The organism is Undibacterium sp. Ji83W, assembly GCF_049340385.1.
Classification (GTDB): domain Bacteria; phylum Pseudomonadota; class Gammaproteobacteria; order Burkholderiales; family Burkholderiaceae_D; genus Undibacterium.
On the sequence record NZ_JBMPOZ010000002.1, the window covers coordinates 346,001 to 367,010 of the forward strand.

A 21,010-nucleotide genomic window follows, 5' to 3' on the forward strand; every position below is an offset into this window, starting at 1 on the left:
CAAGCGCGTACGCTCAACATATTTTTGAATGCAAGGTTAACGCCAATTTGCGGGATTGGCAACAATTCAGGATGAATGAATTACGTGCATGTACGATAGTCTGAACACTATATAAAGGAATAAAGGAAAGCGGATTGCTCTAACAAATTGAGCAATCCGCTTTTAAGGCGTCTGTATTCTCTTACTAAGGTAAAGATCTAAGACACACTGGCTTCAGATGTTGACTTGATATCTTCTGCGCCAGCTTTTGTGTAAATGTCTTTTGCAATCCCAGCCTGATCAGAATTATCAGTATGGACCGAGATAAGGACATTGCCGCCGCGAATTTTTCCGTCATACAATTTTGCTTCATATTCAGGAATCCCCATGCCCACCAGGCCACCTATGATGCCACCGGCTGCGCCTACCAAGGCAGCACCACTCAATGCAGCCATGATAGGTCCAGCGGCAATAAACGGGCCAACACCAGGGATTGCCAGCGTGCCTATGCCTGTCAACCAGCCCAGTATTGCACCTACCCCCATACCAGCAGCGCCACCAGTGGCCGCCCCTTCAGGCAATTTGGTATTTTGTTCGTGTGCAAAATCCCGTGTACCAGTCTGGTCAGGAAACAAGACCGAGATGTCGCCACTTGGAAATCCTGCAAGCTTCAAGTTATCGACGATGGTTTCTGCCTGAACACGATTTGTTGCGATACAGTAGATTGCGGTTTTCATATGTACTCCTTTGGTGAATTAAATTGCCTGCATTATTTACGTGCTTATTTGCCTGTCATACTTGGCCAGGTTTAATTGGTTTTTACATCCAGTGAATTATTAATGGAGCTCACACCTTTGACAGCCTGTACAATTTTTTCGACTTTCAATTTTTCATCATCAGTTTTTACCGGGCCACGTAAAGTAACCTTGCCCGTATCCACCATGATTTTGATGTTATGCGCCATCACTGACAGTGATTTATCGTGGACGACTGAGCGTCTGACTGCGGCAAGAAGATTGCGATCTTCTTTTGTATTGAATTGATCTTCTGGCGTTACATTCCCGGCATACTTGTCACGGTTATTGATCGCAGTATTATCGACATTGGATGCACTCTTCCCCTCTGTAACAACGGGGGGAACCGGATCTGCAGCAAATCCTGTACCTGGCAATCCTGCAATGCACAGTAGTGAGGCAACACCAATCTGATTTAATATTCGTCGCATTTATCTCTCCTGATTAAGTCCGTTGCGGACAAGTAGCGTTAGATTAAAAGCATTAATCCACTACATCTGTACGGTAAGTCACACGCGATCAGAAACAGTCCACGAGAAATATCGAGTTAAACTGAAATGTCTCTTGTCGGGTCTACTAAGGCAGTTGGTATTATTTGATAGCAAAACGTATCTTGGCTAAGCGTTAATTTCAGCATTGCGCCTGGGCGAATTGAGATAATTTCAAGAGAAAATTTTAGATCGAGATGAAATTGTTCATAGATTGAGTGTCGGTACGTAGTAAGATTTTTCCTACAAATCAGGTCGCTGTTGTCCTGTATTTAATATGCGGGATACTCATTATCATGACGGTTCTATCGCAGTGCAGTTGTCATAAATCTCCGGCATTTCTTATGCTGATGCGCTAGAGCAAGTACAACGCCAACCCATTTTTCAGAGGAGTCGTCATGAGAAATTTTCTCGGTTTCCATTTTTTAACTAAAAATCAAAATCTTGCTGCGCTCAACGATCAACAAGTAGTTTCTGACATTACTACTGTAGAAAGCGCAAAAGAAACGAAAATTTTGACTCCCGCAAAGCAACATATGCATTTGAAGAAAATGGAAGAACGTAGTCGACATTTGCGAACCATGTATTTTTCCAGTTAAATTGGATCGTCCGATAAAATGCCTGGCAATGGCACTATGGATTCCAAAAATAGCAATTTCAATGGAGCACTTGAGACGAAAGAGCAGCGATAAAGTTGGAAAATATATTTTCTGCTCTTCTCTGCTCGTGAAAATCATCAATGCCAGGCTTATATTAATAGACAGGAATGATCATGACAAAAAAAGTCACCGAAAATTCAAATACGCCACACCATGGTTCAAGCTCAGATTTTAAAGATGATCTCGATAAATTGATCAGTCGTCTACCTTCAATGTCAGATATTGAAATAAGTGCTGCCAAGGATCAGTTTTTGCGAAAAATCGAAATTGCCATAGCCAGTCAGTCTACATAACACCAAAACTGCCTCGTTCTCAGTGTAAGTATGGGTAGTAGTCGTCATCTAAGTGCATGGAATGAGATTCGGCCTACCCCGTGGCTTTTTAATCTGTGTGCAGGCCCTTGCGCCTGCCTTGGCTATTGAAGATGTATGTGCTCTAGCGCACAGATTTATCGTGCACATGACTCCACTATCATGGCATACGTCTCGCCTTATTGACGTAAATCCCCATACCGGCACCTCTCGCCGCAGGCCTTCAATTGACAGGCGTGGGATACCTAAGAGGTTTACCATGATGCACGAGTTTTTGATCGCCCATCGCGCCGAACTTGAGCGCAGATGCCGCGAAAAAGTGTTAGCTCGGCCCGGCAGATCCCATAACAAGCAACAACTGGAGCAAGGTATTCCCATGTTCCTGGATCAGCTGATACGCACACTGCAGGCAGAACACCGGGGGATCATGACTGAAGCACTGGCAGTATCAGGGTCGCCACTAGGTGATCCTCATCAACACGCTGAACTGGGCGTAACAGCTGCAATTCATGGGGCAGATCTTCTGACTCTGGGCTACTCGATCAATGAGGTAGTTCATAATTATGGTGATCTTTGCCAAGCTGTGTCAGATCTGTCGATCGACCTCAACGAGAAATTTGAAGTCAGTGAATTCCGCACCCTCAATCGTTGTCTCGACAATGGTATAGCAGACGCGGTGACGGCGTTTAGTGAGCACCGCGACTTGGTAATCGCCGATGAACAGGCTTTGGAGGCGAACGAGCGCTTGGGATTTTTCGCCCATGAGCTTCGCAATTACTTGCACACGGCAATGCTCGCGCTAGCAGCTATCAAGTCGGGCAATGTTGGCCTGGTTGGCTCTACTGGCGGCGTACTGGATCGCAGCATGGTGGGACTGCGGGGACTGATTGACCGTTCCCTGGCTGAAGTTCGCATCGGTCCTGGCATGACGCTGCACCGTGCGGTTTTCAATCTTGCCAATTTTATTGGGGAAGTGCAATATTCCTCTTCGCTTGAAGCTGAGCTACTCAAATGCGACTTCAACGTTGAACCCACTCCTGAGATGCTGATGGTTGACGCAGACAAGGACTTGCTGTTCTCTGCGCTTGGCAATCTGCTGCAAAACGCCTTCAAATTTAGTGGCAAAGGTGGTGTTGTCACACTTAACGTTGACGCCACGGCTGACCGTATACGCATTAATGTCAAAGACAGCGGTCCAGGGCTCAGCAAAGAAGATGCCCGCGACATATTTCTGCCGTTCACACAAAGCGGCTCCAACAAAAGCGGCCTCGGCCTTGGGCTCTCCATTGCACGACGCAGTGTCGAAGCAAACGATGGCTTACTGACGGTAGAGAGCCAGCAGGGCCAAGGCTGCATGTTCACTATCGATTTGCCTCGCCAATCAATTCCAGCAGAAGCCGCGCTGACAGCAGCGGCTGCTTAGTGTCAATAAATCGGCCAATGGCTTCAAACCGCTTAGCCAACGCAAAAACATCCGGTCGATTATGAGCTTTTGTGATGATTGCCGTTAGCAATCACGGCCCTGACCTTACGTGCCAGCGCTTCGCGGCTATACGGCTTGCTTAATAATTCCACGCCTGCGTCAAGCCGCCCTCCATGCACGATGGCATTTTGTGTATAGCCCGAAGTAAACAATACTGCCAGGTCCGGCAAACGTTCGCGTGCTTTGCGCGCCAGTTCTGGGCTACGCAAGGGCCCAGGCATGACGACATCAGTAAATAGTAAGTCAATTTTGGCACCGGCTTCAATAATAGACAGTGCACTCTCTGCGTCAGCAGCATGTAATACGGTATACCCCAATGCGCTTAGTATCTCGATTGCAGTAGTACGAACTTGCTCATCGTCTTCTGCGACCAGAATAGTTTCACTCCCCCCAACAATCTCTTCCATCGTCTGCATCGCCAACCGGCCTTCCTGCTCTGTAGAACGGGGAAGATAGAGTTTAACGGTAGTGCCATAGCCAAGCTCACTGTATATATTGACGTGACCTCCTGACTGCTTGACAAAGCCATACACCATGGATAAACCCAATCCTGTTCCTTTGCCCTCGGCTTTGGTCGAGAAAAAAGGTTCAAATGCCTGGGTCACAACTTCTGGCGACATCCCTGAACCAACATCAGACACTGCCAGCATCACATATTCACCGGCGCTTACTTCTACATGAGTACGCGCATAATTTTCATCCAGAACAGTATTGCTAATTTCTATGGTGAGCTTGCCGACTGACTCCATGGCATCACGAGCATTGACTGCAAGGTTAAGTAAAGCATTTTCGACTTGAGCAACATCGACAAAAGTGTTCCACAAATCATCAGCCAAAATGGTCTCGACTTCGATAGTCTCACCCAGGCTGCGTTGCAGCATATCTTCCATATCAATCACAAAACGACCAATGTTGACGACTTTGGGATCAAGCGCCTGACGTCGTCCAAAAGACAATAAATAACTGGCCAGTTTGGCGCCGCGCCGGACACCAGCCAAGGCATTGGTAACGCGCCTCTCTGCATGCTGATTACCTGCAATCTCGGCGGACAGTAGCTGAAGATTGCCTGAAATGATCTGTAACAGGTTATTGAAATCATGGGCTATGCCCCCTGTCAATTTACCTATTGTTTCCATCTTCTGCGCTTGTTGCAAGGCTTGCTCGATTTTTTTCAGTGCGATTGCAGCTTCGTGTTTTTCGGTAATGTCCTTGGTAACCTTGGCATAACCAACAAATTCACTGAATGCATTGTAAATAGGATCAATCACGACATGGGCCCGGAATTGACTTCCATCCTTCCTCACACGCCAGCCTTCCTGTTCAAAACGACCTTCGGTCCTGGCGGTCAATAACGCACGCTGCGGCACCCCGCTATGCTGATCTTCCTGTGTATAGAAACGGGAAAAATGCGTACCGATAACCTCTTCCTGTCGATAGCCTTTAATACGTTGCGCACCGGCATTCCAGTTGCTGACATAACCGTCCTTGTCCAGCATATAGATCGCATAGTCAGTCACACCTTGCACCAGCAAACGGAATTGTTGTTCGCTCTGGCGCAGCGCTTCTTCCGCTTTCCTGCGGTCAGTGATGTCACGGGTAATTTTAGCAAAGCCAAGTAATCGGCCATCTTCCCGGATAGCGTCTATGATGACACTTGCCCAAAAATAAGATCCGTCCTTGCGTACGCGCCAGCCTTCAGTCTCATAGCGCCCCTCAGCTTCAGCAATCTGAAGTGCTAAAGCAGGAGTACCTGCTTTTTGGTCTTCAGGCGTAAGGAATTGGGAAAAATGCTGGCCAATGATCTCTTCCGAGGTATAGCCCTTGAATTTCTGCGCACCGGCGTTCCAACTCACCACGCGACCATCAAGGTCCAGCATATAGATTGCATAGTCAGTAATCGCGCTAACCAGCAGCTGAAAGCGCTGGAGGTCAATCAAATTTTTATCTACGGGTAAATTTCGGCTGGTCATCGCTTAATTCTACGGTAACAAAACTTTGTTAGCTAGTGCGCATCAACCGTATCTACCTACGACGGATAAGACATTGGATATGGTGCTTCCATGACGCGTTAAACCGGACAATATTTGATTGTGGCATTGTCGTCCGTATAATATTCTATTTTGAAGCTAATACAACTATAAGCCGAGGAGGCGACCTTACTTGTGCGGTAGCGTACAGAGAATATATTGTGAGCCAGTGAACGCAATGGGGTAGAAAATTACCGTGTAATTTCTTGCTTCAATTTTCCGATTTTCACTAACGAGTTACCAATCAAACTTATGCAAAAAAACAACGCGTAAAGCCATTCGTCGCTCGCCGCTAGTATGTCGGTTGAGCGCGATGTAAGCTGATATTGTCCCATTCAATTTGATAGGAGATGTCATGAAAGCTTACTTAATTGCCAGCCTGGCCACCATGTTGCTGGCCCCTGCTCTGCCTGTCTTCGCGCAGACCGCCAGCAAGGCTGAAGCCATTGCCTTGGTGGACAAGGCGGTAGCGACCATCCAGAAAAAAGGTATTGATGAGGCATGCAAGGACTTTGCTGATCCCAAGGGGGACTTTATCCATGGCGACCTGTATGTATTCGTCCAGGATGCGCAGATGATGATGGTCTGCCACGCCGTAACGCCCAAGATGAACGGCAAAGACATGTCGCAACTTAAGGATGCCAACGGGAAGGCCTTCGTGCAAGAAATGCGGGATGTGGCGCAGTCGAAGAAACCGGGCTGGGTAGATTATGTCTGGGTCAATCCTGCCACCAAGGCCCTGGAAAATAAAACATCCTATATCCGCCTGGCCGAAGGTAAGTACACGATCGGCGCGGGGATATACAAGCCGAAATAAGCTGGCACTTACGGGGCAGGCAATGGCGATGAGGCTTGCCAGCTTATCGCTACTCTCAACAGCCGCCGCTGCCTGAATTGTGGAAGATGCTCCTGGATCGAGTTGGCATTCTGCTGCCACTACGCAGACGTATCCGAACCTTAACGAGACACTTCAAGGTTGTTGACATGGACGGATATGTTGCCTGACTACACTTGGCTGCTAGTACAGTTGCCATCCATTTCAGGAGTTGGCGGGAATTCCTTTAGTTTCCGGTATCATCCTGTCGCTCAGCAAGCTTTTCAGTTCTGCCATCATTATTTGCTGCGCATCGATCTTGGCCTTTGCACCAGCCAACTCCAATTCCACTTCATGCATTTGCGCATTGGATCCGCTGTCCCTGAGCGAAGATTCCATCAAACGGGCTTTTAATTCTGTAATTAAATCGTCTTTTTGGGTCAGTTGCGGCTCTAACAATTTTGCGCGCTGTTCTACTACGCGTAATGCATCTATCTGGCTGTTTAGCTTGCGATAATTCGTTTGCTCTTCGTAGATCGTTTTTTTTGCTTGCGCTATTTCTGCCACCCAGCGAGCACCGTCCTGGTTGAGCCGCGTTATTTCATTCTGCTTGTTGATCAGGCCTTGCTGTAGTTGACGCAGTTCTGCCTGGAGTTGCTGAACTTGCTGCTCGTGGCGTCGGATGTCCTGATCACGTTGTTCTTTTACGGATGTGCGGTAGTGTTCGAGCGCATCCCGGGCATGCTGATGCTTTTCTTCCAGTGACTGCCGGTGAGCATCATTTTCTGCCAAGCGCTCCCTTAGATCGACGACTTGCTGGGCCAGGGTATGGTGCGCCATGGACTCATTTTGCAGAACCTCTTTTGTTTCTTCATGCGCTGCCATTTCTTGCTTGATGGCAGCTATTGTCAGATCAAGCTTTTCTTTTGTCTGCGTATTTTTTGTTGTGAACTCTTCAATTGCTACTGCATGTAAGCGCTCTTTTTCGCTGCATTGTGCTGCCATTTCAGCGATACGACTGTTTGCCTCAGTTTCCAGCTGTGCGGCTAGTTGCGCCACCAGGTTTTGCAATGCTTCACTAATGGAGGTTTTGCCATCTGTACGGCCACCGCCCTCCTCGTCCAGTTCTTTAAGGTATTTGTGTATGGTGGTCTTGGACCCCGTATTGCCCAGGGCAACTCTTACCGCATCCACTGACGGATGGCGTCCCTGAGCTATCAGGGTATTGCGCGCTTTTTCGACTTCAGACTTATACAAACCAGTTCTGGCCATGACTTACCTTTTTAAATATCATACTGTATTACGTACCATGTAATTACATACTATATAATAATTAATATCAAGTAGAAATATTCATTTATATAAAGCAGGATAAAATAATATTATCCTGTGTCAATTCAAATAACTGTTAAAATTAACACCATATTCGATATGGAACCAAATTAGACGATGGTAAAAACAGGTTCAGCGGCCTCATGAGCAAAATCGATCATTACCTGCATGCCGGAACGCGTGACAATACCCGCATCGCTTACCAAGCTGCAGTTCGGCACTATGAAATCGAATGGGGCGGATTCTTGCCCGCGACCAGTGAAAACATCGCACAATATCTGGTTGATCATGCAGAATCGCTGGCAATGAACACGCTACGCCAACGCCTTGCTGCATTGGCACAATGGCATGTAGAGCAAGGCTTCGCAGATCCCACCAAAGCGCCGCTCATCAAAAAAATACTTAAAGGCATACAGCGAGAACATCCTGCCGAGGAAAAACAGGCCAAACCATTTCAACTAGAGCACCTTGCTTTGGTTGATCGCTGGCTGGAAAAAACAATAGCGTCCGCAAATGCATCTGGCGACCGTGCTGCAGAATTAAGGCACACCAGAAACCGTGCATTGCTGCTACTTGGTTTTTGGAGAGGTTTTCGCGGCGATGAACTGACACGGCTACAGATTGAATACATAGAAATCAATCCGGGCCAGGGCATGAGTTTTTTCTTGCCTTATACAAAAAGTGACCGCCAAAATAAAGGAACAACTTTTAAGGCCCCGGCACTAAAGCAGTTCTGCCCGGTTACTGCTTACACTGCCTGGAAGGAATTGACCGGGCTTGTGTCCGGGCCGGTATTCAGGTCGGTAAATCGCTGGGGCCAAATTGGGGATGAAGGGCTACATATGGACAGCCTGATACCCCTGCTCCGCACAATCTTCCGGGATGCTGGTGTGATCAACGCCGATGATTACTCAGCACATTCACTCCGGCGGGGATTTGCCAACTGGGCAACGGGCAATGGCTGGGATTTAAAAACGTTGATGAGCTATGTAGGCTGGAAAAGTGTGCAAAGCGCGATGCGCTATGTAGATGCGGCTGATCCTTTCTCGCAGCACAGGATGGAATCAAGTTTAGCGCTATCGCAAGGTACAAGCAGAACAATTGAAAGCTAACTACACGCTAACTGCACGTCAATTCCACGCACTCATTTATCACCTTCAGATGAGCTTGACCAAACCCGGCTAATCTGCGACCCCAGCTCGTTCAATTACTGCAATGAGGAAATAATTAAAAATCTCATGGCGTGCAAAAATATAAATTTTCGTATTCAGTGATCATAAAAAGCGTGTCAATTTGAAAATTTGCAATAGAATCAATACCTCTGCATCTTAACCAATTGCGTATATTTAATGCTATGAATACACCTCCATTCTTCGCAGTACAAAAACAAACACTTAATGGCGTAAGTACGATACTTGCCGTTGAATATACTCTTGACCCTGCAGACCTTGATCCCACGACTGATCTGCATTTATATGTAGACACACTGACTGTGCCTGGTCAAACCTTTAGTCTTCCCGGCAAAAACATTGTTATCACAGCCCGCCAAATTAATTGTGCATCAGGTGCCGCATTTGACAGCAGTGGCAAAAGTTATGATCAACCTGTCGTCCCAATTAATCCGCCCAAGGCTGCCAGTGGCAGTGCATCTAATAAAGGTGGCGTTGATGGCGCCAGTGGCGGCGTAGCATCGGGTGCAGTTGCAAGTAAAGGCGACAGTGCAGGCAATATCACCATTATTGCAGCGAGCATCAACGGCCAATTGAGCCTGAGCGCCAAAGGCGGCAATGGCCAGCAAGGGCAAAATGGCCAGGCAGGTGGTGATGGTTTGACGGGTGACAATGGCAACGACGCTATCATTAACCGCGTGCAACATGATCCACGGCATCCTGATGGCTGGTCGGTCACGCAGGCCACCCCTGGCGGTAATGGCGGCCGTGCAGGTAACGGTGGCAATGCTGGTGCCAGTGGTAATGGTGGCGATGGCGGCCTTGTGACTGTACACACTATGAGTGCACTGGCGACTGGTCAAGTAACTGTCGCCAATGCTGGCGGCAATCCAGGTGCAGCGAGCAGTCCAGGTAAATGTGGTGGCTTTGGTGTTGCTGGCATTGGTGGGCGCATTGCCGTTGAGCATGAACAAGGTGGGCACTTCAATACTAAAGTGTGGGAATTGAGTGACGACCGCGCCGGCGGTGCGCAAGATGGCACCGCTGGCACGGATGGCAAGGCAGCAACACCTGCTGTAAAGGGCAAGGATGCCGCGACCGACCTCAGTCAACAACCTATTATCACTAAATTGTTCACGCCAGATTTGAGCACAGTAAACCTGGTCCAGTTAACCCTTGATTACGCGGAAGTTGCCTATCTTGGTAACAACCTGGCCCAGGCACTGAATTATTACCAATGGCTGGAGCAACTGACCAGCGGCGATAGCGGTGATGCGGGTTTGAATACCGAGTTGACCGGATTGAATCAGCGTTGCAAGATCTTGCAAAAACAAATCGGCCAAGGGCTGGATTATTTTAGTAACCCCATCAATTACGTACCAATAGTAACGCTGGATTTATATACGCAAATGCTGGATGGCATGTTGAGTACAGGTGGGCAAGTAGAAAGTACCTATAACCAGTACACCGCTTATCTGAACGGCCAAAGTCATGAGTTTGATGGCATGAACGACGCCATTGCCAATGCACAGACCGCCATCACTAACTATGTACAGGCACAAAAGGACTACTACACGAAAATCAATGCCACTGGTGCCACCATCATACAATTGACCGACGCCCTGGTAGCTCAGCACAATGTCTTGACCGCTGCTGATGAGAGCTTCAAAAAAGCAGTAGAAGCCAAAGGACAATCCTGCTCCTTCGCCAGCTTTTTAGCACTTCTTAAAACCATCCTCACTGTCGGTGTCGATGTCTACTCCGCCTTTAGCGACCCCACCGCACGCACTGTCAGCACAGCAGTCAAAGATTTTGCTGACATTGGCATCAGCATTGAAAATGGCAACCTGGTAACCAATCCAGTGCCAAGCAAGGCTGATCCGGCCAGTATCAGCAAGATATGGGAGCAAATCAGTACAGGTGGCAGTGACGTGGATGATTCCAGCAAGCTGATTGCAGAGCAAAATGACTTTGATAAAAGCTTGCAACCCTATCTGGATATGCCTGAAGCGCAGAACTATAAAAAGCAGGTGCATGACTATATAGGTATAGCACAAAGCCGCAACAGCAAATTACTTGAATACACCAACGACTGCATTCAATATATCGCGCTTACTGGCTTGATTAACCAAAAACAAGCAGAAGTGAACCGGATTAAAGCGCAGATAGCCAAAGAAAACGTGCCGGGACTGATTAGTTACCGCAATTTTCTGTTCACTCAATATCAGGACTACAAAAGGCTGTGCCTGAAATACCTCTATCAGGAAAATCGCGCCTATGATTATTGGAGCCAACAAGATAATCCTTTCACGATCAGCGATAACTCATTTGTTGGGCTGGGTATTTTTCATAATAATCTCAAGGCACAGATTATCAACAGCATCAATAATTACAGCCAGCCTAGTCAGCCATTGACCAATATTGAAATCCTGCTGGATCCAACAACCCGGCCCGAACAGTTCGCCAGTTTCCAACAAAATGGCTTGTTCAACTTTCAAATTACCCTGGATGAAAGCAGCTTCCTTGGGTGGTCTAATGTATTGCTCACGAATTTCAAAATTTACATTCAAGGTGTCACAGCGCCAGCGGGTGGAAATGTGTATGTACAATTTCTGCACCAGGGGCGTGTGGTCTTGATAGATCAGCATGGCGCAGCCACCAACTACACGCATAATCAAGTACTGAGTGTTTATGAATACACCCTGCAAAACGGGCAGCCGGTTACCATCGCTGGCGGCTCACTGGGTGGTGACGGCACAGGTGGCAACCAAAAACGCATTGCCTTGAGTCCTTACGCAAGCTTTGGTATTACGCTGCCAGCGAAGTTCAATCCTGGTGTCGACTTCTCCAAAGCTACTGGTATAGAAATACATTTTTCAGGCTATGCCGTTCCGCGTTTAAACATGAAGGTGCATGGCTGATCATGCGGCTCAATGGACGGTTACCCTGACAGTGACCGACCGGCCGCATTACCTACGTCAAACACTGGAACATTTGCGACAGGTACGCGGTATTGAGCAATGGCATTTGTTCATTGGCCTGGAGCCAGGTTGCGCCGAATGTGCCCAACTGTGCGAAGCCATAGACTTTATGCCTCGCACGATTTTACGTAACCAGGAGCAGCTTGGCATCAGAGGCAACCCTTTCCATACCATGCAGCATGCATTTGACCAGGGTAGTCAGGTCAATATCTATCTCGAAGATGATATTGTGCTGTCGCCTGATGTGGCTGAACTGGCCTTGTGGTACCAGCAAACCATAGAGACAGATCAATTGTTTGATGTGCGTATTATGCTACTCAATCTGTTTGTGACCAGCATACGCACTGAACCTGCCAGTGATCTGGGTATCAGCCAGTTCTTCTCGCCATGGGGCATGATCATCAACGCCTTTCAGTGGAAGCATTTTATTGCACCCGCCTGGTGGAATGATCAGCACCGTTATCCACATCAATATGACTGGACCTTAAGTCTGTCCGAAGTGATGAATCTCCAGGACAGGCTGTTTGTGCTGGCACCATTAGTTAGCCGCAGTACCAATATTGGCCGCGAAGGAGGACTTCACAGTCATCCTGAACGGTTTGATTTATTGATGAACGGCCTGCAGCACCACCAAAGCGAGCAAAAGATCGACTATAAGATTAATAACCGGGCTCAGATACATTGGCGGCGACTGGATTATGCGCTGATGACTGCGTACGACGAATAAACTGACATCGCCGATTTCTCAACGACAGATATGACAGATATAAGCACTCAGATCCTACGAGTTGTATTTTTGCCGTTCTTCAACATGGCAATGATTTTTATCATCGGGCTGTTACTGGTCGCCATGGCGGCTACTTATTGGCAGATACTCAGGCAAAGAAAAAATCCAGACAAGTACAGGACAGCGGAAGTTTTTGCGTCGCTACGGGCTGTCGGCATATCAACACGAAAAAGGCCTGTGCTCACCATGCGTGAACAGCCTATGTATGGGCAATTGGTAAAAGCATTTCCTGCGCATGTGGTACTTGCACAAGTGTCGTTCAGTGCTTTGCTTGACACGAATGATCAGTCGGTCAGGAACAGGTATTGCAGGAAATATGCAGATTTCGTTATCTGCACAAAGGCATTTGGAGCAATCGCCATCATCGAATATGACGACTCCAGCCACCATGGCCGGGAAAAGGAAGATGCGGCGCGGGATTCATTTTTGATAGCCGCGGGATACCCAGTTTTCAGATATACCACTATCCCTGATCTGCAAAAATTGAGGCAGGATATTACGCCTGAAGCACTGAAATTTGCTGATGTGTCCTCGCAAGTATCAACGGCAGAACCGATATAACAGATACAGGCAAGCGCTTGGTACGCCCTTATTTATGCCCGGTACTTTCAAGTTTTGATGCAGCGTTCACCCGTATCAATAAGGGGGACGAAGATGTTTCCATGCCATGTTGACGCGCTAACTGGTCTAATTTCGCCCTGAGTTCACTTTCATGAACGGTAATGCTGCGGCCAGATTGCTCGCAGACCAGACATATCTCTTCAGCTGCAATACTGGCATGCGTCAATCGATATTTTGCCTTGCCATCTACATCAAAAGAACGTTGCAGGAAATTGATAGAAGTCAGGTCTGCAAGCACTCTGTAGATAGTGGTGATACTGCCCAACCTGCCTTGCCTTAGCAATTCCCGCAAAATATCTTCCGGGTAATGATAGCCATCTCCAATCTGAATAATCGCAGCCAGCATCCCTACCCTGCCTACGGTTGGGCGCAGCCCCGCATGCTGTAACTGTTCGGCCAGACCCGGTATTTCCCCAGAATTCATCGAGTTGAGTCTAATTTTCTTTTCCATTTTTATCATTTGAACATGTTTGTAGAGTGTGCAACTGGCTCTGCTTTTAGGGCATGGCAGTGAGCATTACAACAAACAAATAATAATGATTCTCATTACCATTTGCAAGAGGAATGTTTATCATTTTATATTTCATGATGACTCAAGCTCCTCTGGCTACAATAGATCCGATGGGTTATATGGTTATGTGGTTATATGGGTCGCCTCAGAAAACGAAAAATAAAGCCCGCAAAGCCTGGCGCGGATGCTGCCTTCAGATGGAGTCTCGTTGTCGCCTTCGAAACTCTCCCGGAGTACAGCCGACTTCGCGTTTGAAGAATTTGCTAAAATTGGTGGGTTCGTCAAAACCCAGTTTCTCTGCGATGGTGACGACGGGCATGTCTGTATGCACTAGCAAGCGCTTCGCTTCCAGATTGATGCGTGCAGCGATGAAGGTTTTTGCTGTCATGCCCATTGCCGCTGCCACTGCGCGTGCCAGGCTCTTTTCCGTGTAGCAGAGTTCGCTGGCATAGTCGGCCACCTGGTGCCATTCAGCGAAGCGCTTGTCCACCAGTTGCTGAAACCGCTGGAAGCGTTGTGATGCAGGAGAGATCATCGGCTCCTGCGCTTGCCGTCTGCCTTGCAGAATACTCAGTCGAGTCAAGAGCGTATGTAGCTGATGGCGCAGCAAAGCGTGCAGGTCTTCTGGCGGAGCCTCAATCAGCGTGTCCTCGCGCATCTGCTGCAACAAGTCCGTCACCTTCCGCAGCTCTTGACTATTGAGAGTCATGTGTTCAGGCAGTCTCTCCAAATCGAGTGCGAGCTTGAGATCGTGAGACGTCGTCGAAACGGGTAAGACGAATTCAGGGCGGACCAAAACGTTCCAGCCGTCCCAATCTTCATCCTGTCCGTAGTTGTGGGCCTGTCCTGCCCGCAACACAAGCAGTGAGCCCGGCGCGCAAGAGATCGACTTGAAGTCAACCATCTGGGTACATCTTCCCCGCGTGACGCATACCAGGGTATGGAACTCGTACCTATGGGTTATTCGGATTTGATCCTTGCCCCTATGCCTCAGGTCGGCCACAGAAAAGACTTCCAGGTCGAGCTGGTAGCTTGCTTGAGGTCGATAACCCAGGCGCTGGATATCCGTATTCACCTTTATTCTTCCCGACGCGGACTGTGCCGCTTTGCCTGCCCAGTACTGGTTTTTAATAAAAATGTCCAAAAAGTATCAATCATAGTCCACAAAGTATCGTTTTAATTCATTCATTATGTCCAATAATAACCATATTCGAACTACTTTAAAAGAATACATAATGAAGGCAGCAGACGTCAGCAAGATCACCAAAATCATCCTCTCGTTGGAACTGGGGATCAACGAACGCTGGAACAAAGGCGACGTCAATGGCGCGCTGGAGATGTACAGCGAGGACGTGACCTATTTCGACCCTCTCACTGAGATGCGGCTGGAGGGCAGCAAGGCCGTGGGGGCGTACTTCCGCCAGTTCTTCGAGGGCAAGCTCAACATCCTGCGCAACGAGTTCCCCAATCCCCAGGTAATAGTCAGCGATGGCGGCGATCTCGCGGTGCTCCACTACAACCTGATCAACATAGTTTCTGACGGACAGGGTGGCGAGAAACAGGGCACCCTCTGGAATTCCACACAGGTGTATCGCCTCATCGATGGCCAGTGGCGTGTGGTGCATGTGAACTGGTCGTTCACGCGCAATATGGCCGCCTTGCAGGCCATGATGTCCTGAACTAACCCAATGACAACCACCAAGCTTGTCGACGGCATCGCCCCGGCATTGGCACAAACATCTTCCACAACCGCGTCAACACAGGAGCACACCATGAACAACATCGATATCGCCAAGACCTACATCAAGGCCGTACAAACGGGCGACCAGGCAACACTGGGCAGCATCATTTCTCCCGACGTCGTCTGGCACCAGCCAGGCAAGAACCAGTTTTCCGGCACGCATCGAGGCATGGCCGCTGTCGGCCAGATGCTGGGCACGATGATGGAAGTCTCCAAGGGGACATTCGCGATCACCCGTGCCGACCACTACATGGCCAACGGTGACTGGGTAGCCATTACCATAGAGTTTGCTGGCGAGGCCAATGGCAATAAGCTCAAGCAACCTGGTGTGGACCTGATCCGCATGGAAGGCGGCAAGATCGTCGAAGTCCGGCTGTTCTCAAGCGACCAGAATCAGGAAGACGAGTTCTGGGGGCAGTGACCCGTTGCGACGCATTGCATTGTCCGCGCCAAAACAATTGGCACGGCCAGGCATTTGTATGAGCTGTCTCAAATGCATATGCGCTCATTTTTTCATCATCGGCCTCATTGATATGGTGTTTGCGTATAAGGCCGTGCATCCTTGTGATTGCCCCACTTCTTGTTTGGCTCGGCCTGCATGACAAACACCAGCTCGCCACCAGCCATGATTTGTTCATGTCGCAGATAGTTTTGATCCAGCACTTTTCCATTCAAACTGACGCTTGCAACATAAGGGTGAGCATCGCTCAAATTCCGGGCTCGTATGATGAACTGTTTGCCATTCGGTAATTGCAATGTCGTTTTATCCAGGAACGGGCGACCGAGAATATATTCGTTGCTAACCGGGGCTACAGGGTAAAAACCAACGCTCGTAAAAACAAACCAGGCAGACATCTGACCAAGATCATCATTGCCAGACAGACCATCAGGCTTGGCCTGATACTGACTCTGCATGATTTGCTGCAAGCGTTGCTGGGTCTTCCACGGTGCGCCAAAGTAATTGTATAAATAAGCGACATGATGCGAAGGCTCATTGCCATGTGCGTAATGTCCTATCAGACCAGAAATATCTTCCATGTGCGCATAGACTTTGTGATCCACTTTTGCATCGAATACCTGGTCGATTTTGGAGATGGCAGCAGCGTCACCTCCCAGCATGCTGATCAGGCCGGCATTATCATGCGGCATATACCATGAATATTGCCATGCACTGCCCTCGGTATAATCACTGCCAAAATTGGAAACAGCAGGATCAAAAGGCACACGGAATTCACCATTCGATTTACGCGCACGGATGAAGCCGGTTTTGGTATCGAACACATTACGGAAATTCTGGGCACGGGCATAATATTTTTTCGCGATATCAGCCTTGCCCATCTTCTCGGCCATGCGCGCAATTGTCCAGTCATCAAAAGCATATTCCACGGTTTTGGATGCTGCTTCTGGTTCCAGATCGGTTGGCACATAACCCAGTTTCATATAATGTTTCAAGCCGCCATAAGGGCCATATTCGGCGCTGGCAATCATTGCATTCAATGCGGTATCTGCATCAAAACCAGGAATACTCTTCATGTAGGCATCAGCTATCACGGGCACTGCGTGATAACCTATCATGCACCAGGTCTCCAAACCATGGAATTGCCATACCGGCAGTATCCCGTCAGGACTATATTGCTGGGATGCCAGCAGCGACCGCACAAAATCAGCATTGCGCTGTGCTGGCTGTATCAAGGTTAATAAAGGATGGAGAGCGCGGTAAGTGTCCCATAAAGAAAAAGTGGAATGAAAACGGAAGCCTTCAGCCTGATGTACCTGATTATCCGGCCCACGGTAGCGGCCATCCACATCCATAAACAAACTGGGGCCCATCATGCTGTGGTACAAGGCAGTGTAAGCCTTGGTACGCATCTCAGGTTTTGCTTCAATGCTGACTGCTGACAGGGCATCGTCCCAAGCTTGCTTCGATTTGGCGCGCTGCGCTGTAAAATCCCAGTCCTGGATTTCAGCCAGGTTTGCAATTGCGCCATCTTCACTGACAGCCGAAATCGCCACTTTGACCATCAGAGTCTGATCGCTGGGAACACCAAAATCCAGCGCGGCAACCAGCGCCTTGCCTTCGACTTTGGCTTTATCCTGGGGGCCACTGCCTGGCCCGGCAAAGCCCTTGTATTCCACAGCATCTTCACGGTTATGGATTTCACGCGCCAATAATGGCAGTGAAAATTGCATGGCAAAATAAACCTGGCGGCCTGCCGCCCAGCCACGGGTTTCACGCATGCCGGTGATAATACCGTCCTTACGTACGCGCATGCTGGACCAAAGGTTTTTTGTTTTGTAATCGTAAATACTGCTACGCAAATCGACGATCAATTTGGCTGCCTCACCTTTGGCAAAACGATAGCGGTGCATGCCTACCCTTTCACTCGCCGTCAATTCGACATCAATCTCATGGTCCAGCAACTTGACTGCATAATAGCCAGGCTCGCCACGCTCTTCCTTGTGACTGAAACGTGAACGATAACCACTAAAAGGACGCTCTGGATAGCCTGGCTCAAGTTTGGTGTCGCCGCTATAGGGCATCAACAACACGTCACCCAGATCCGAATGACCAGTACCGGAAAAATGCGTATGCGAGAAGCCGAGTATGGAATCATCTTCATAACGGTAGCCAGCCGCCCAGGGATAACTCTGGCGGAAATGTCGCACCTGTGTATCGGGACTTAATTGCACCATGCCAAAAGGACGTGTCGCTCCCGGGAAGGTATGGCCATCGCCGCCAGTGCCTATGAATACATTAACGGCATCAACCGGACGTGAGCTACTGGCTGGCGCGGCATTAACACTGCTGGCGATGAATGCGCCCAGGAAAATTAGCCCGCAAATACGAAACATCATATGTACCTTTTCAGTGGATTCTTTTAAAGCGACGAATACAGCAACTGCCTGAATTAAATTTATTCAAATGATGGTGGCAATTCACCTGGCTTGATTGCCCACTTTTTATTGGCTTGCTTGCCAAGTTTAAAATCCAGGCTCAGATTGCCGTCCAAGGCAGTTTCATCGAGCCAGGATTTCGTCAATGATTTGCCGTTCAAGGTCAGGCTTTGCACATATTTGAATTGCGTGCCAGTCTGATCTGTATTGATGGTCAATGGTCCTTGCTTTCGTTGGACCACGATCTTCTTGAAAGTTGGGCTGGCAATCAGCAATTCCGCCCGGCCTGGGTATTGTGGATACAAGCCCATCGCTGCCCATACATACCAGGCCGACATCTGGCCCAGATCATCGTTACCGGGTATGCCATCTGGGCGATTGTGCCAAAGTTGCTGCAACACTTCGCCCACCACTTCCTGGGTTTTCCAGGGTTGTGCTGCATAAGAATATAGCCAGGCTGCGCCGATGGAGGGTTCATTATCCATTTCTGAATGTTGTGGGCCAGAGACAGTCAGTGTCCATGCGCCTTGCTCGTTCTTGAAAAACTTATCCAGTCGCTGCGTGGATTTTTCAACGCCACCCAGGGTCTTGATCAAGCCATCAGCGTTAAATGGCACCATCCAAAGATACTGCGCGCCACTGCCCTCTACCATGCCCTCGTCTGAAGCCGGATCAAACGCAGCGACGAACTGGCCATCCTGTTTGCGTTCCTGCAGATAGCCAGTAGCGGGATTGAAGTGATTTTTCCAGTTTTGCGCACGGGCCAGGAATTCTTTCTTTGCAGTCTGATCGCCCAATTTCCCAGCGAACGAGGCCAAGGCAAAGTCGGCACTTGCATATTCCAGTGCATCCGATACCATGCCCCAGCCTGGCGCTGATTGTGGCATATAGCCGTACTTTATCCATTGATCCAGGCCTGGTCTTTGCCCTACACACATGACAGGACAGCCATCCTTGGACAAATCCAACTTGGTCGGCGTGCGCGCCGCTTTAGCAAGTGAGGTAAAAGCCGTAGCCACATCAAAATCGCGCGCGCCAAATGCGTACATGCTGGCAACCGAGGCAGTAGCAGGATCACCGTTCATGACGCCAGTGGCACCATTGTTATGCGTCCACCTATCCCATACACCATTGTTTTGCTGGGCCTGGTTCAATAAGGATTGCGCAATGTCACTGGCGATTTTTGGCTCGATCAAAGCTATTAATTGCACTTGTGATCGGTAAATATCCCAGCCTGAAAAATTGGCATATTGCGCCAATTGGGGAGCCTTTACCTTATGTGTCTTTTGATCAAAACCTGCATACTCACAATTGATGTCACTAAAAAGATTAGGATGCAGCAAGGAGTGATACAAGGCAGTATAGAAAATCGTGCGCTGGTCTTTATCGCCACCAGTCACATCAATTTTAGCCAATTGCTGATTCCAGGCCTTGCGGCTATCGATTACAACCGTCTCCAGAGTTTTTTCTGCGGATATTTCTGCATTCAAGTTTTCCGCAGCATTTGCTACGTTGACATAGGAAATTCCAATCCGCGCCTCAACATTTCTGGCTTTACCAAAATCTATCCAGGCACCTGAACCTTTGTTGAGTTGCGGGAAGCCTTTATCATCCAACTCAGTCGCACCTTCTGCCGCAACACCATTGGGAATGATTTTCTCGTTTTGCCAGGTTGCGGTTGCCGCGAATTTCTGGTTAAAGCGGGCTACAAAATGAATCGTGTAATAAGGCCGACGTGTCACAGGATGGAGATACCCACAGAAATTACCGCTGCTGACCGAACCGCTGACGGTATTGTTCTCAGCATCAATTTTTAAATTGGCTGCAAAACTACCTAACTGCGAATCAGAATTGCGTATCAAAATGGCTGCCTTGCCCTCTGCCGGATAGACAAATCGCGCAATACCGGCACGCAGGCTGGCACTTAATTCAGTTTGTACGCCATTTTCCATGCGCACTTTGTAATAACCTGGTTGCACTGTTTCGTTTAAATGGGAATAGCGACTGGCGTAATGCTCGTCTTTACTGTCCAGAGAAGGTGATGTGCTCAGCTCTGTCGTGATTGGCATGAAAGGTATGTCACCACTGGCACCACGACAACCCGTACCTGACAAATGTGTCAGGCTGAAGCCACGTATTTTTCTGGCCTCGTACAAATAACCACCAGGAGCAGCGGCCTTGTTTTTTTCGCCTTTGCTGGTCTCAGGACTGAAGCTGAACATACCAAAAGGCATGACTGCCCCTGGAAAAGTATTGCCCAGGTTTGTTGTGCCTATCAGCGGATTAACCTCTGCTGCAAGATCAGTCCCGGCGTTTGCATGTAGTTGTGGCACACAAAGTACAGCAATCGAAGCAAACAAAATTGTCGAACAACGCATGGTTTTTCCAAAAGTTATATGGTGTTGATGGCTTAGTCTG

The 21,010-nt window shown here is 48.6% G+C and carries 19 protein-coding genes; 10 read left to right on the plus strand and 9 right to left on the minus strand.

All coding sequences use genetic code 11. From position 1 onward, the window contains the following. Positions 1-197: 197 nt before the first annotated feature. Positions 198-716, minus strand: coding sequence for a hypothetical protein (locus ACO0LD_RS05700; RefSeq protein ID WP_423004619.1), 519 nt, complete (start codon positions 714-716; stop codon positions 198-200). Positions 717-787: 71 nt separating this feature from the next. After that, complete coding sequence (locus ACO0LD_RS05705; RefSeq protein ID WP_423004621.1) at positions 788-1,204, minus strand: BON domain-containing protein; 417 nt, start codon at positions 1,202-1,204, stop codon at positions 788-790. Between the two features lie 455 nt (positions 1,205-1,659). Here ACO0LD_RS05705 and ACO0LD_RS05710 point away from each other — a divergent pair, with 455 nt between their 5' ends. The 3 genes from ACO0LD_RS05710 (at position 1,660) to ACO0LD_RS05720 (ending at position 3,654) form a co-directional block, all read left to right on the plus strand. After that, positions 1,660-1,860, plus strand: a complete 201-nt coding sequence (locus ACO0LD_RS05710; RefSeq protein WP_423004623.1) for a hypothetical protein — start codon at positions 1,660-1,662, stop codon at positions 1,858-1,860. 173 nt (positions 1,861-2,033) lie between these two features. Then, the gene (locus ACO0LD_RS05715) at positions 2,034-2,213 is read left to right on the plus strand and encodes a hypothetical protein (RefSeq protein WP_423004625.1); all 180 of its coding nucleotides are present in this window, start codon (positions 2,034-2,036) and stop codon (positions 2,211-2,213) included. A 277-nt stretch (positions 2,214-2,490) separates the two neighbouring features. After that, positions 2,491-3,654, plus strand: coding sequence for a sensor histidine kinase (locus tag ACO0LD_RS05720; RefSeq protein WP_423004627.1), 1,164 nt, complete (start codon positions 2,491-2,493; stop codon positions 3,652-3,654). 59 nt (positions 3,655-3,713) lie between these two features. Here the strand turns inward: ACO0LD_RS05720 and ACO0LD_RS05725 are convergent, their stop codons facing one another. Next, positions 3,714-5,684: a PAS domain S-box protein gene (locus ACO0LD_RS05725; protein WP_423004629.1), complete on the minus strand. Its 1,971-nt coding sequence runs from the start codon at positions 5,682-5,684 to the stop codon at positions 3,714-3,716. 412 nt (positions 5,685-6,096) lie between these two features. Here ACO0LD_RS05725 and ACO0LD_RS05730 point away from each other — a divergent pair, with 412 nt between their 5' ends. Further along, entirely contained in the window at positions 6,097-6,558 is a 462-nt protein-coding gene (locus ACO0LD_RS05730) for a cache domain-containing protein (protein WP_423004631.1), read from the plus strand. Positions 6,559-6,780: 222 nt separating this feature from the next. Here ACO0LD_RS05730 and ACO0LD_RS05735 read toward each other — a convergent pair whose 3' ends face one another. Beyond that, entirely contained in the window at positions 6,781-7,827 is a 1,047-nt protein-coding gene (locus tag ACO0LD_RS05735) for a DNA-binding protein (RefSeq protein WP_423004633.1), read from the minus strand. A gap of 170 nt (positions 7,828-7,997) precedes the next feature. Next, the gene (locus tag ACO0LD_RS05740) at positions 7,998-8,177 is read right to left on the minus strand and encodes a hypothetical protein (RefSeq protein ID WP_423004635.1); all 180 of its coding nucleotides are present in this window, start codon (positions 8,175-8,177) and stop codon (positions 7,998-8,000) included. Between the two features lie 15 nt (positions 8,178-8,192). On the opposite strand from ACO0LD_RS05740, the gene ACO0LD_RS05745 reads away from it, so the two are divergent. The 4 genes from ACO0LD_RS05745 (at position 8,193) to ACO0LD_RS05760 (ending at position 13,385) form a co-directional block, all read left to right on the plus strand. Next, positions 8,193-8,999 carry a site-specific integrase gene (locus ACO0LD_RS05745; RefSeq protein WP_423004637.1) on the plus strand — a complete coding sequence of 269 codons (807 nt, stop codon included), beginning with the start codon at positions 8,193-8,195 and terminating at the stop codon, positions 8,997-8,999. A gap of 242 nt (positions 9,000-9,241) precedes the next feature. After that, complete coding sequence (locus ACO0LD_RS05750; protein ID WP_423004639.1) at positions 9,242-11,977, plus strand: hypothetical protein; 2,736 nt, start codon at positions 9,242-9,244, stop codon at positions 11,975-11,977. Next, a complete protein-coding gene (locus tag ACO0LD_RS05755; protein WP_423004641.1) occupies positions 11,970-12,764 on the plus strand; it encodes a hypothetical protein in 795 nt (264 codons plus the stop codon). Before ACO0LD_RS05750 ends, ACO0LD_RS05755 begins: the two co-directional genes overlap by 8 nt. A gap of 30 nt (positions 12,765-12,794) precedes the next feature. Next, on the plus strand, positions 12,795-13,385 hold the full coding sequence (locus ACO0LD_RS05760; protein WP_423004643.1) for a DUF2726 domain-containing protein: 591 nt from the start codon (positions 12,795-12,797) through the stop codon (positions 13,383-13,385). A gap of 28 nt (positions 13,386-13,413) precedes the next feature. Here ACO0LD_RS05760 and ACO0LD_RS05765 read toward each other — a convergent pair whose 3' ends face one another. After that, a complete protein-coding gene (locus tag ACO0LD_RS05765; RefSeq protein ID WP_423004645.1) occupies positions 13,414-13,896 on the minus strand; it encodes a Fur family transcriptional regulator in 483 nt (160 codons plus the stop codon). A 253-nt stretch (positions 13,897-14,149) separates the two neighbouring features. Next, positions 14,150-15,100: an AraC family transcriptional regulator gene (locus ACO0LD_RS05770; protein WP_423004647.1), complete on the minus strand. Its 951-nt coding sequence runs from the start codon at positions 15,098-15,100 to the stop codon at positions 14,150-14,152. 91 nt (positions 15,101-15,191) lie between these two features. Here ACO0LD_RS05770 and ACO0LD_RS05775 point away from each other — a divergent pair, with 91 nt between their 5' ends. Together ACO0LD_RS05775 and ACO0LD_RS05780 are read left to right on the plus strand one after the other, a co-directional pair. After that, positions 15,192-15,635: a YybH family protein gene (locus tag ACO0LD_RS05775; protein ID WP_423004649.1), complete on the plus strand. Its 444-nt coding sequence runs from the start codon at positions 15,192-15,194 to the stop codon at positions 15,633-15,635. A gap of 9 nt (positions 15,636-15,644) precedes the next feature. Beyond that, entirely contained in the window at positions 15,645-16,118 is a 474-nt protein-coding gene (locus ACO0LD_RS05780) for a nuclear transport factor 2 family protein (protein ID WP_423004651.1), read from the plus strand. A 104-nt stretch (positions 16,119-16,222) separates the two neighbouring features. Here the strand turns inward: ACO0LD_RS05780 and ACO0LD_RS05785 are convergent, their stop codons facing one another. After that, on the minus strand, positions 16,223-18,553 hold the full coding sequence (locus ACO0LD_RS05785; protein ID WP_423004653.1) for a GH92 family glycosyl hydrolase: 2,331 nt from the start codon (positions 18,551-18,553) through the stop codon (positions 16,223-16,225). A gap of 59 nt (positions 18,554-18,612) precedes the next feature. Further along, the gene (locus ACO0LD_RS05790; protein WP_423004655.1) at positions 18,613-20,970 is read right to left on the minus strand and encodes a GH92 family glycosyl hydrolase; all 2,358 of its coding nucleotides are present in this window, start codon (positions 20,968-20,970) and stop codon (positions 18,613-18,615) included. Positions 20,971-21,010 lie beyond the last annotated feature (40 nt).